Below are 11041 nucleotides of genomic sequence, written 5' to 3' on the forward strand. Positions count from 1 at the left end.
TGACGATCTTCTCGGCCTGCGCGGCATCCGCGCCCTTGCCCTCGTGCAGGTCGAGGGTAAAGCAGCGGATATTGTCCGGGTTGCGGCCCAGCTCCGACATTGCCTTGCGGGCAAGCAGCAAGACACTGGTGCTATCAATGCCCCCCGAGAACGCAATCCCCACTTGCGCCTCCGCAGGCAGCGTCGCCAGCCAGCCCTTGGTCGCCTCGTACGCCGCCGTAAGATAGGCCGCCCCCAGCGCCTCGATGTCCTCGCCACCCATTGCCACCTCCGGCTCCCAGAAGCGCGTGTAGAGCGGGGCAGGGTCGGGGCAGCCGATCTGCTCGATCTCGGTTAAGTAGTGCGCGGGCACCATGCGGGTGTAGGTCGGGTCGAACTGCCAGCCGATCTTCTGGCTCACGCACCAGTCGTAGATCGTGTCCATGCGGTCGGCGGTGACCAGAAACGGGCCGTGGAACATCTTGGCGACAAAGTAGCGCAAGGGAGTGCCAATCGTGCGGGCCATGCGGATCGTCTGGCCGTCGCGCATCGTCCCGGCAAAGTGCCCGTCGGTCGCAGAAAGTGCCGCCACATCACGGTTCACCAGCGCCGCCGCGATGCCATCGTTATCGGCTCCGGTCAGGGCGCTACTGCGCACGCCCACTAAGTCTACGAGTCTCTCAATGCCTTGTAACATGGCTCAGACATTCGGCGTTTATTCTCCGGATTCCTGCACATCCCCCCGGTTGGAGGCCCCGCCGATTAGAACGGCGGGCCATGAGAATCTGTATGGCCGGAACGGCCTTCGTAGCTTTAGCTCTCCAGCCCCGCCGTTCTAATCGGCGGGGCTACAGCGTCCAGACCTCCGTTTGCGGCGTCGAGAGCCAGGTGCAGCCGTTGTCGGTGACAACTACCATGTCCTCTAGGCTCCAGTAGCCGTAGCCCTCGACACGCACGCCCAGCTCCAGCGTGTAGACCTGCCCTACTTCAACCGGCCAATAAGGTGTCTCGCCGTAGCGTGCCCAGCAGGGGCCGAGCAGACCGCCGCCATCGTGGGCGACACGCCCGACCTGATGACCCAGCGCATGCAGATACTCCGGGTAGCCTGCCGCCACCAAGAAGCTCCGCGCTGCCGCGTCCACCTCCCAGCCACTCACGCCCGGCTTCAGCGCCGCGAAGCCTGCCTCGATCGCACCAAGCACGGCAGCTTGTGCACGCGAGACCGCCTCAGGAACCTCGCTCCCGACATACCAGCAGCGCTGCAAGTCGGAGGCGTAGCCGTCTTTGACCACCCCGAGGTCCATGTGCAGGATGTGTCCTGGAGCCAGCGCAATTGCACTAGGCGCACTGTGCCCCACAGCGGAGTCCGGGCCGCAGTTGACGATGGGGTTGCCCTCTTGCTCCCAGGCATAGCCGAGGCCACGCTCGGCGATCTTGGCCTGTACAAAGTCCGCGATCTGCCGCTCGGTGATGCCCGGATTTGCCAGCTCGGCCACCTCGGCGAACAGCCGATCGGTTTCGACAATCGCGCCCCGCATCGCGGCCAGCTCCGTTGCGGTCTTGCGGCCACGGAGCGCTCGTATGATCGGCTCAGCGCTGACCAGTGCGTTGGCAAAGCGGGTACGTGCCAGGTAGCCCTCCAACAGCTTAAACATCCCATGGGTCAGGCCGTCGCACTTATCGTCGTTCTCGGAGAAGTTCACGGCTATCTTGGGCGAGGCCACGCTCACCGGAACCAACTCCTGAAGCGCGTCTACGAGCGGCTCGCGAATGCCTTGGACGTAGCCAATCACCTCGTCCCAGTCGCCGGACTTCTCCAGGCCGTCGAGGTCGTAGTTCCCCGCGATCGCCACTTTCTTGCCCGACTTGCTCACTAGGAGCGCACTCTGCCAGGTCAGCCCGCCCTCCATCAGAAACGGCAGGCACGGATCGGTGATGCCACTGGTCTCACGCACAAACGTCAGCCAGACATCTATATCACTCTCGGACTGCGCCACAATCGCGGCGGCTTGGTTCAGCTTCTCACGGGTCAGGTTACTCATGGCCAAAAGTTCGCGATGCAGGAGACAAATCCCTCTCTGGTGAAACGGGGAGGGTGTTGCAGCAACAGAGTCCTCAAGACAATCCCCAAATGCTTGCCGCGCGAGCAAGGGCGCTTCTTGCCCAGAAACCAAGCACCACACATCAGGCAAGATTCCGGCTGGCCCTCTTGGCGCTCACGACGACGGTTCTGCTTGTCCTCGCGCTTTGGTTTCTTGCCACCATCGGGTTCTTTAAAGCCGAGAACTTTCCACTGGTACTCTTTGGCACATTTATGCTTGTCTGCATGGTTGCGGTTCTTTCAAGTGCGCTCCGTCTCGCAAGCAAGCAAAGAAACAGGCCACAAAGACAGAGTCCCGCGTTCTGGAAAACAACACTAAGAAGGCTCAAACGCCTTATCGCGGGCCAGAGTTTCAGGCGGCAAGCTGAAGAGTTTGAGATGCTGCTCAAAGACAAGCTAGTTGCCAGTGACCTTTCGACAGTCTTGACACTCAGCCGTGCTCTCTTTCCTCTCTCCTGGTGGATGGGTGAGACGGAGAGCCACGTGCACTTTGCCTGCCTGACGACGCTCCATCGCATCCTTCCTCGGGCAACAACGCAAGATATTGCCACTCTGAGCACCGAGGAGCGCCAACAACTCATGGTGATCTTAAACTTTTTCCTCAACACCCCCACCGGCTGGTATCTGGATACCGAGCTTCCGATCTGCATCTTTCTCGCACTCGCCTCCACGAGAACGACAGGACTTGAAAAACAGGCAGAACTTACTACAGAGCGCAACCTTGATCCGAGACTGCGAGAGGCGGCTCGGGAGTATTTATATGCAATCCAAGGCGGGTAGCTTAGGCACTTGCTCAGGCTTCCCCAGGTTGACTCCAGTCTTCTGTGACGAGAGCAGGGACACGGTCACACCAAGCATCATAGCGGTTGCACGCCCCCCCTCTTCGATTGTCTCAATCAGCACTTGCATAAGAAAATTAGATCACTGGCTTCCAAGAGTACAGGTAGTTGTCGTCCTCTAGGGCGAGGGCGGCTTTGGTGAGTTTCAGCGGACGAAAGGTATCCACCATAACGGCGAGCTCTTCGGTGCGGGTCTTGCCGAGGCTGGCCTCGACGGCTCCGGGCTGGGGGCCGTGCGGCAATCCCGACGGATGGAGCGTGACAGAGCCGACTTCAATCCCACGGCGGCTGGCGAAGTTGCCATTGACGTAGTAGAGCACCTCGTCGCTATCGAGGTTGGAGTGATTGTAGGGAATCGGGACGGCATCGGGGTGGTAGTCGAGCATGCGCGGGACAAAGCTACACACGACAAAGTTATGGGCCTCGAAGGTCTGGTGCGAAGGCGGCGGCTGGTGGATACTGCCCGTGAGCGGCTCGAAGTCGTGGATGGAGAGGGCGTAGGGGTAGAGAAAGCCGTCCCAACCGATCACGTCCAGCGGGTGAAAGTCATAAAAGTAGGCCGTGAGGTGGCCGCGAGCCTTGATACGCACCTCGTAGCGACCTTTTTCATCGTGGAAGAGCGGCGCTTCCGGGACGCGAATATCACGCTCACAGAAGGGGGCGTGCTCCAGAAACTGCCCGTACTCATTGCGGTAGCGCTCCGGCGGCTCGATCGTACTGGCAGCAGACTCCGTGAGGAGCATGGTGGTGGGGCCAGGATCGCAGACCACGCGGTAGATCGTGCCACGAGGAATCACCAAGTAGTCGCCGGGCTTGTAGGGAAGCGTCCCAAAGAGCGTCTCCAGCTTGCCCGTGCCCTCATGGACAAAGAGCAGGTCGTCACCGTCCGCGTTTTTGTAGAAGTAGTCCATCGGCTCGGTCGGGCGCACGAGGGCGAGAGAAACATCGCTATTGACCAAAAACGGGACGCGCCCCGCAACGGGATCGCCGCCGGGCTTGAGTAGATGCGTCTTAAGGTGCCGGTGGCGCAGCGGCTCGAACTCCAGCGTCTCGGGCGTTAAATCACCGAGATACTGATACTCCGCCACTTGCGTCGGCAAATTGGCATGGTACAGAATCGAGGCAATCCCCGAGAAACCCTTGGTTCCGAAGACCTCTTCAGCATAGAGCGAGCCATCGGGCTTGCGAAACTGCGTGTGTCGTTTGCGGGGAATCTCCCCAAGTTTTACATAGTGCGCCATTGCGTCATTAACCTCACGACGATTTTACCTCGGCGAGCCCCCTAATGAAGAGAGGACGAGCCAAGTAAATCCCACCGCAGCCGCCACGAGAAATCCCAGTCCGATCCAAGTCCCCGGAGCAGCACGCAGGCTCTCCGCCTTTACGCGTTCGTCGCGCTCGGGGAGCCCTGCTGTCTTCAGCGCTTGGGCAAGTTCCAGATAAGGATCTTGAGTCCCCAGGACAATCCCGCCGGTCTTGATCAGGTAGGTTTCCCCCTCTTTGTCGAGGAGCTCGATTCCCAGGTAGTACTTGTGATCACTCTTGCGCCACCGCCAGCCGGTGCAGGGCTTGTCCCAGACGACAGCCCTGTTTTCCGTCACCGTGACGGAATTGGCCCCAATTTCCAGTGTCAGCTGGCGGCGGGTCAGGACATAGACAGGCACCACCACCGCGAGGCAGGCAAACCAGATCACGGGCGAGCCGCCCCCGAGTCTGCCGGACCGTCGGTGCTCAGGAAAGAGCTGCTCCCAGGGCAGCATCCCTGTCGCGGCAAGCACCGCTCCGGTTAGGACAGTGACAGCGAGTAAGGCGAGGCCAAGCTTTACAATCGGCACGAGGGGTTTCTGGCCAAAGGTGAGTGTTTGTGGGGTTTGTCGTTGCATGGGAATTCTGACACAGCCACCCGCGGATTGGTTGCACCCCTAGCGCCTTCGAAAGGAGGCTCCATCCCCAGCTTCCTTTCTTTACACCAAAGGCAGAGCAAAGTCCACCATGGAGATCAGCATATCCACGGCGAGCAGGGCAACCAGCGCCCAAGAAAGATGGGGCGGCTCATAAACATGAAACGCAAAGGCTTCTTCGTGCGGCACAGGGACAAGATGTTCAAAGCAGAAGCATATGGGATTCGTAAACCGTGTTCTCCTATTATAGCTTGCTCCCCTCTTTTTCTCCACCTCTTGGGAAGTGACGCACAGGAACCACGGGGCGGCGCAGCTTCGGGGGTTGTTCAAGATACCGTTGCGCTACTTCGTCGCTGCCAGGCATCCGGATTGCTTGGGTGGTGCGAACCAGCGACCATGCGAGCCCGCCAAATAGCGCAATTCCTAGCAATGCAATCGTCACCCACAGCCACGCCGCGACATCTTTGGTAAAGGGGAGCCGCTTCCGATGCGCCTCTGTCTCTTGGACTCCCGCCCGTGTTAGGGCTGCAATCAGCGATGCAAAGGGCTCCTTCATCCCAAGAGGAATCCCGCCCAGCTGCACCAGATACGCCTCGCCTGCACCGTCGAGCAGCTCCAAGCCGACAATGTCTTTCTTACCTGAGATGCGCCAGCGCCAGGCAGCGCACTTCTTCTCCCAGACAAGCTGACCATTTTTGTGTACCACGATACCCTGGCCCGTTAGCGTAAAGGCATACTGACGGCGGGTGAGTAGGAAGGCAGGGCAGACAATAGCGAACCCAATCAGTAAGATACTGGCTTGTGCAAAGCCACTCTTGCCCTGATGGTTCGGGCGAAAGAGCTCCATTTCCGAGAGCTGGCCTGAAAAATAGAGCCCACAGAGGAGAAAAACGCCCAAGGACATCGCCAAGACGAGCACGAGGAGGAAGCGAGAAACGGGCTGTTTTCCCAAGAAAATCTCTTGTTGTTGCATGGGCTTTCAGACACGGGTGAGGAGGGTTAGGTTGCGCAAGACACCTCATAGGTTTAGACGATGCGATTCTCCAAAACTCCTAGCCGCTCGACTTCGAGGCGCACGCTGTCCCCTACTTCCAGCCAGGGCCAGATGCCGTCGGTGAACTCGGTGATGCAGCCCGTTCCCACCGTGCCGGAGCCAATGAGGTCGCCGGGCTTGAGGATCGTGTTGCGGCTGGCGGCGGCGATCAGCTCGGCGAAGGTCCAGTTCATGTCGCGAGTGTTGCCCCCACCACGCTGGACGCCATTCACAAAGACCGCCATCTCTAAATCATAGCGCTTGCCGCGTGAACGGTCGGACAGAACGCGGTCTTCGAGCTCGTCGGGGGTGACTAAATACGGTCCGACACTCGTGGCGAAGTCCTTGCCCTTGGCGGGGCCGAGGCCCACGCGCATCTCGTGGCGCTGAACATCGCGCATAGACCAGTCGTTGAGGATCGTGAAGCCTTGGATATAGCTATCGGCATCGGCGACGGCGATATCGCCGCCCTCATGGCCTATCACCACGGCCCACTCTAGCTCATAGTCCAGCTCGCGGGTCTCGGCAGGCTTTTTGATCTCCGCCCCGTCCCCGACAATGCAAGCAGTGTTGGAGAAATAGAAAACCGGCGCATCGTACCACTCGGGGATCATCTCCAGGCCACGCTTCTTGCGAGCGTTTTTCACGTGCGCCTCAAAGGCATAGAAATCCCGAAACGCGGAAAACCCAACCAAAGGAGGAAGCGCCTTGATCTCTCGCTCAGCCGGAAAGAGCTGAAGCTGGCTGGTCTGCACAGGCTTCGTGGCTAGCTCAAGGAGAGAGGGATACTCCATCGGGTGCCAGGAATCCCAGAAGGTAAAGTCGCGTCCCAGTGCCTGATCCTGACCGAAAACCGCCTCAAGATCGCCGGAGAGAAAAGCATCCTCCAAGGGGACGACCTCACTCTCCACCACAACTCCGATTTTTGGGCCTTTCGACCAGTACCAAGCAAACTTCATGGTTACCCCAGCTCTTTATTAGGGAAGCAGATCACGAATGGCGAACGGCTCACCTTGTGCCATCAAGGGCAAGACAGCACCATTTTCATCGAGGATTTGGATGGAGCCATAGCCATCTTCCGTAGGTTGTTGGTGCAAAATCAAACGACGGCCATTGACATCAACAATCCAATACTCAAGGATTCCCGCACGGGCGTATGACTCCGCTTTATCCGTTCGATCTACTCGCAGCGTGGTATCTGAGACCTCCACCACGAGAACCACATCGCGAGCCGTAGGATTATCGGGGTAGTCCTCCAGAGGGAAACGAGTCACGTACGAATCGGGTTCGGGTTCATTGATCTCGTCTAGCATAATCGGAGCCTGGGCTCCAACCCTCTCGCGCCCGAAGCAATCTTCCAATGCATGGGTCACGCGGCGACAACTGACAACATGAGGCTTGTTTTGCGGCATCTTCTCCACCAGTGCACCATTGAGAAGCTCATACCGTGCCTCCTCTAATAGCCCTGCATTCAATAAAACGGCCACATGAGCCCGTGTCAGCAAGAGCCGACGCGGTGGTTCGAAGGCAGGTGGGCTAGCCATCATGGTACTCATGCGCTTATTATACCGATCAGACTCGCAGAAAGACGTAACTTGGCAGACGTGCGCCAACTCTAAAGCGGCAGGTACAATAGAGCGTATGCAACCCAAGAAAACTCGCCGTCCCTTGGTGGTGATGGAGACCACAAAGGGCGTGATTAAATTTGTCCTCTACCCCGAAATATCTCCGAAGACGTGCGCCAATTTCATTAAGCTTGTTAAAAAGGGCTTCTACGATGGCCTGACGTTCCACCGCGTGGAGTCCAATTTTGTGATCCAAGGTGGCGATCCCAAAGGCGACAGTAGTGGTGGACCGGGCTGGAGTATTCCCAACGAGAAAAATGGCCCCTTGAAACATAACCGTGGCGCTGTCGCAATGGCAAATGCGGGCCGCGACACGGCAGGAAGCCAGTTCTACGTAGTGATCGGAAAGCCTGCTCCCAACCTGGATGAGAAAGAAGCCGACGGCATGAGCAAGTACACGATCTTTGGCCAAGTGGTCAATGGTCAAGATGCAGCGGAGCGGATCAAGATTGGGGATAAAATGATGAAAGTCACGGTTCAGGAGTAACCACACACCATGCTCGCTATACTCGCCACGCTACTACTAACGGGGCAGCCCTCCGCACAGACCCCGCCTCCGGCTAATAAACCGGCTGTCGCCAAGCCGAAAAAAGAAGAGAAGCCCAAGCAGCCAAAGCCACAGAAGCCCCGAAAGCAGCAAGAACGCCCTGTGGTGACGCTGGAGACGGCAAAAGGAACCGTGGTGATCGAGCTAGAGCCCACCGAGGCCCCCATAGCGGTCTCAAACTTCATCAGCTTGGCGCAGCGTGGCTTCTACGACGGCCTGACATTTCATCGAGTCGAAGGCGATCTGGTGCAGGGCGGTGATCCGCTGGGCACAGGCGCAGGCGGCCCTGGGTACACGATTTCCTACGAGCAGAACCGTGGCCTCAAGAACCTGAAGGGGGTCATCGGGATGGCACGCGGGCCCGAAAAAGACTCGGCGGGCAGCCAGTTTTATATCCTGAAAAAAGATGTTCCCGGCTTCGATCTCAACGGCTACACGCTCTTTGGCCGGGTTACCAGCGGGCTGGATATTGTCGAGAAGATTGTGGTGGGCGATAAGGTCACCCGCGCCACAGTCACCGTTCCCGCCAGCTACAAGCCCCGTGCTTTTGGCCCAACCCACAACGCGGAGCCGCAGGCACTTTACTACCCGCTCCTCCCCGAGGATATCGCCAGCCGCACCTACACCAAGACGGTGAAAGTGAAAGTAATAGTGAGCGCGACAGGCAGTGCGGACATCACACTGACCCGTGGCACGGGCGACGAGGAAATTGACGATGCGATTGTCGCCGCGATGCGACAGTGGCAGTGGCAGCCGGCGCTGAAAACCGGCCAACCAGTGGCACAGACACTGGAGTTTGTGTATGATCTTGCGACACACTCTCGTCGCATTGGAGGATAGAAAGAACCATGATTCGCTTACAAGCCAAGATTCAAGGCAACGTCCAGGGTGTCGGTTTTCGCTACTGGGTGCACCACACCGCGCAACGTCTGACGGGAGTGGGAGGCGGCTACGTCAAGAACCTCCCCGATGGCAGTGTTCATGTGGAGGCAGAAGCTCTTGAGCGTGCGCCTCTACAAGCCCTCCTTGCTGAGCTACACCGTGGCCCCACGCAGGCACAGGTTACTGCGGTTGAGGCACACTGGGAAGAAAATATCGAAGGTAGCCACCTCTCTTTCCGGGTGGCCTAGCTCCGTGGTAGTAGACTAAAGATATGGGCCTGGAGGGACTCGAACCCCCAACCAAGGGATTACTTGCGGAGAAGATGGAGTTGAACCATCACAAGCCAACCTGCTTCTCCGTGAGTCCCCTGCTCTAACCATTGAGCTACAAGCCCGAAACAACGCTGGAATTATATCATATAGACGGGGATAGCCTCCCCCTGCGCCTATGCGCGACCCCCTCCGGCAGACGAAGGGAAAAAGGAAGATAAAGACTATGGCATCTGACATGATCAAGCTTGGTGGTCTCTGGACCAACAAGGACAAAGACGGCAATACCTATCTCACGGGTAAGCTCTCGCCCCAAGTGAAGATTCTGATCTTCAAAAACAAGTACCGTGAGTCGGAGAACCATCCGACCCATATCATGTATCTCTCGCAGGTTGAGTCGCAGCCAGGGGAAGAAGGCAAGCAACCTGAAGAAGCAGATGAGTTCTTCGCCGATGGCGATGCCGCCCCTCGCCCGATGGCCCCGCGCTCCGCCGCACCGGCTCCGCGTGCCCCTGCGCCCGCACCGAGCACGGCTCGCCCTGCCGCCGCAGCACCTGCCGCTCGCCCTGGAGCCCAGCGCCGTCCGTCGCCACCCCCTGCGGATGATGACCTCGAAGACCCGTTCGCCGAGTAAATCATGCAGCCACCTAAAACCATCACCACCTCGCTTAAGCTCAAGCGGGGTGTGTTTGTCTTACCAGAGGGCATCACGATCTCGGGCAACAATATCGTTGTTGACTTTGGCGGCTTGATTCTGCGTGGAACACCGGAGACCACAGAGCCGAACAAGCGCGAGGGAGTTGGGGTGCGCGTGACGGGGAAGAATATCACGCTCAAGAACCTCAATGTCCACGGCTACAAAGTCGGGGTTCTGGCGCGAGACTCTCCGGGACTGGTCTTAGAAAAAATAGACGCGTCGGACAACTGGAAGCAGCGCCTTGGCAGTACGCTGGAGAAAGAAGGCAGCGCCGACTGGATGAGCTTTCACCAGAACGAAAAAGACGAGTGGCTCGGCTACGGCGCAGCGCTTTATTTGGTGGGCTGTGATGGCTTTTCCGTGCGCCAGTGCAAGGCACTTCGTGGGCAGTGTGGGCTGATGCTCACGCGTTGCAATAATGGGCTGGTGGCGCAGAACAACTTCTCCTTTCTCTCAGCGATTGGCCTGGGAATGTACCGAAGCTGTCGCAATAGAGTTCTCCAGAACAAAATAGACTGGTGTGTGCGCGGCTACAGCCACGGGGTCTACAACCGGGGCCAGGACTCCGCCGGGATCTTGATCTACGAGCAGAGCAGCGAGAATGTCTTTGCCTACAACTCCGTGACACACGGTGGCGATGGCTTCTTTCTCTGGGCCGGGCAGATCACGATGGACACCGGACGCGGCGGCTGCGACGATAACTTAGTCTATGGCAACGATTTTTCCCATGCCCCGACCAATGGGATTGAGGCCACTTTCAGCCGAAACGCCTTTGTCAATAACCTAGTTCTAGAGTGTTGGCACGGGGTCTGGGGCGGCTACAGCTACGACACTAAGATTATCGGCAATGTCTTTGGCTTCAACGCCGAGGGAATCGCCATTGAGCATGGCCGCGACAACGTGATCTCCGCGAATCTCTTTCACCGTGATCTCACCGCGATCAACCTCTGGAAGAACGCCACACAAGACCCAAACTGGGCCTACGTCAGAAAACACGAGACCACAAGCAGAGATTATGACATCTCCGAGAATCGCTTTGTTGGCAGTGGCAAGACACTCAGTGTCCGGGCAACAGAGAACGTCCGAGAGAAGTCAAACACCACCGACACCAGGCCCTTCCCCGCCGTGATGCAACCTAGCGGAAATACCCTTGTTACCACCGAGGCTG

The 11041-nt window shown here is 58.3% G+C and carries 14 protein-coding genes and 1 tRNA gene; 6 read left to right on the forward strand and 9 right to left on the reverse strand.

Annotated features, from left to right (window positions below):
• Together RMO15_RS31525 and RMO15_RS31530 are read right to left on the reverse strand one after the other, a co-directional pair.
• Positions 1-676: asparagine synthase-related protein (locus tag RMO15_RS31525; RefSeq protein ID WP_309722725.1), on the reverse strand; the 676-nt coding region annotated here is incomplete at its 3' end.
• Positions 677-827: 151 nt separating this feature from the next.
• Entirely contained in the window at positions 828-2021 is a 1194-nt protein-coding gene (locus RMO15_RS31530; RefSeq protein ID WP_309722727.1) for a Xaa-Pro peptidase family protein, read from the reverse strand.
• A gap of 89 nt (positions 2022-2110) precedes the next feature.
• Between RMO15_RS31530 and RMO15_RS31535 the strand changes: the two genes are divergently transcribed.
• Complete coding sequence (locus RMO15_RS31535) at positions 2111-2860, forward strand: hypothetical protein (RefSeq protein ID WP_309722729.1); 750 nt, start codon at positions 2111-2113, stop codon at positions 2858-2860.
• A 136-nt stretch (positions 2861-2996) separates the two neighbouring features.
• On the opposite strand, the gene RMO15_RS31540 is transcribed toward RMO15_RS31535, so the two are convergent.
• The 6 genes from RMO15_RS31540 to RMO15_RS31565 all read right to left on the reverse strand — a co-directional run bounded on the left by RMO15_RS31540 (position 2997) and on the right by RMO15_RS31565 (position 7409).
• Positions 2997-4160 carry a homogentisate 1,2-dioxygenase gene (locus RMO15_RS31540; protein WP_309722732.1) on the reverse strand — a complete coding sequence of 388 codons (1164 nt, stop codon included), beginning with the start codon at positions 4158-4160 and terminating at the stop codon, positions 2997-2999.
• Between the two features lie 24 nt (positions 4161-4184).
• Positions 4185-4802, reverse strand: coding sequence for a hypothetical protein (locus tag RMO15_RS31545; RefSeq protein WP_309722735.1), 618 nt, complete (start codon positions 4800-4802; stop codon positions 4185-4187).
• Positions 4803-4883: 81 nt separating this feature from the next.
• Positions 4884-5009, reverse strand: a complete 126-nt coding sequence (locus RMO15_RS31550; protein WP_309722737.1) for a hypothetical protein — start codon at positions 5007-5009, stop codon at positions 4884-4886.
• Between the two features lie 55 nt (positions 5010-5064).
• Positions 5065-5793 (reverse strand): hypothetical protein, encoded by a 729-nt coding sequence (locus tag RMO15_RS31555; protein WP_309722741.1) that lies wholly within the window; start codon positions 5791-5793, stop codon positions 5065-5067.
• A 53-nt stretch (positions 5794-5846) separates the two neighbouring features.
• Positions 5847-6812, reverse strand: coding sequence for a fumarylacetoacetate hydrolase family protein (locus RMO15_RS31560; RefSeq protein ID WP_309722744.1), 966 nt, complete (start codon positions 6810-6812; stop codon positions 5847-5849).
• 18 nt (positions 6813-6830) lie between these two features.
• Entirely contained in the window at positions 6831-7409 is a 579-nt protein-coding gene (locus RMO15_RS31565) for a Uma2 family endonuclease (RefSeq protein WP_309722747.1), read from the reverse strand.
• Between the two features lie 85 nt (positions 7410-7494).
• On the opposite strand from RMO15_RS31565, the gene RMO15_RS31570 reads away from it, so the two are divergent.
• The 3 genes from RMO15_RS31570 to RMO15_RS31580 are packed head-to-tail and all read left to right on the forward strand — an operon-like array spanning position 7495 to position 9155.
• Positions 7495-7965 carry a peptidylprolyl isomerase gene (locus RMO15_RS31570; RefSeq protein WP_309722751.1) on the forward strand — a complete coding sequence of 157 codons (471 nt, stop codon included), beginning with the start codon at positions 7495-7497 and terminating at the stop codon, positions 7963-7965.
• A 9-nt stretch (positions 7966-7974) separates the two neighbouring features.
• On the forward strand, positions 7975-8865 hold the full coding sequence (locus tag RMO15_RS31575) for a TonB family protein (RefSeq protein ID WP_309722754.1): 891 nt from the start codon (positions 7975-7977) through the stop codon (positions 8863-8865).
• 8 nt (positions 8866-8873) lie between these two features.
• On the forward strand, positions 8874-9155 hold the full coding sequence (locus tag RMO15_RS31580) for an acylphosphatase (RefSeq protein ID WP_309722757.1): 282 nt from the start codon (positions 8874-8876) through the stop codon (positions 9153-9155).
• A 24-nt stretch (positions 9156-9179) separates the two neighbouring features.
• On the opposite strand, the gene RMO15_RS31585 is transcribed toward RMO15_RS31580, so the two are convergent.
• Positions 9180-9301: transfer RNA gene (locus RMO15_RS31585), tRNA-OTHER, on the reverse strand.
• 101 nt (positions 9302-9402) lie between these two features.
• Here RMO15_RS31585 and RMO15_RS31590 point away from each other — a divergent pair.
• Positions 9403-9810, forward strand: a complete 408-nt coding sequence (locus RMO15_RS31590) for a hypothetical protein (RefSeq protein WP_309722759.1) — start codon at positions 9403-9405, stop codon at positions 9808-9810.
• Positions 9811-9813: 3 nt separating this feature from the next.
• Positions 9814-11041, forward strand: a 1228-nt coding sequence (locus tag RMO15_RS31595; protein ID WP_309722762.1) for a right-handed parallel beta-helix repeat-containing protein, incomplete at its 3' end; no start/stop codon positions are given.

This window comes from Armatimonas sp. (genome assembly GCF_031410135.1).
In the GTDB taxonomy this organism is placed as follows: domain Bacteria; phylum Armatimonadota; class Armatimonadia; order Armatimonadales; family Armatimonadaceae; genus Armatimonas.

Excerpts from the sequence above, each read along its gene's own strand:
- RMO15_RS31590 (WP_309722759.1), top strand. The coding sequence starts at position 9,403 with ATGGCATCTGACATGATCAAGCTTGGTGGTCTCTGGACCAACAAGGAC.
- RMO15_RS31580 (WP_309722757.1), top strand. The coding sequence starts at position 8,874 with ATGATTCGCTTACAAGCCAAGATTCAAGGCAACGTCCAGGGTGTCGGT.
- RMO15_RS31545 (WP_309722735.1), bottom strand. The coding sequence starts at position 4,802 with ATGCAACGACAAACCCCACAAACACTCACCTTTGGCCAGAAACCCCTC.
- RMO15_RS31560 (WP_309722744.1), bottom strand. The coding sequence starts at position 6,812 with ATGAAGTTTGCTTGGTACTGGTCGAAAGGCCCAAAAATCGGAGTTGTG.
- RMO15_RS31565 (WP_309722747.1), bottom strand. The coding sequence starts at position 7,409 with ATGAGTACCATGATGGCTAGCCCACCTGCCTTCGAACCACCGCGTCGG.
- RMO15_RS31570 (WP_309722751.1), top strand. The coding sequence starts at position 7,495 with ATGCAACCCAAGAAAACTCGCCGTCCCTTGGTGGTGATGGAGACCACA.
- RMO15_RS31535 (WP_309722729.1), top strand. The coding sequence starts at position 2,111 with ATGCTTGCCGCGCGAGCAAGGGCGCTTCTTGCCCAGAAACCAAGCACC.
- RMO15_RS31530 (WP_309722727.1), bottom strand. The coding sequence starts at position 2,021 with ATGAGTAACCTGACCCGTGAGAAGCTGAACCAAGCCGCCGCGATTGTG.
- RMO15_RS31555 (WP_309722741.1), bottom strand. The coding sequence starts at position 5,793 with ATGCAACAACAAGAGATTTTCTTGGGAAAACAGCCCGTTTCTCGCTTC.
- RMO15_RS31540 (WP_309722732.1), bottom strand. The coding sequence starts at position 4,160 with ATGGCGCACTATGTAAAACTTGGGGAGATTCCCCGCAAACGACACACG.
- RMO15_RS31575 (WP_309722754.1), top strand. The coding sequence starts at position 7,975 with ATGCTCGCTATACTCGCCACGCTACTACTAACGGGGCAGCCCTCCGCA.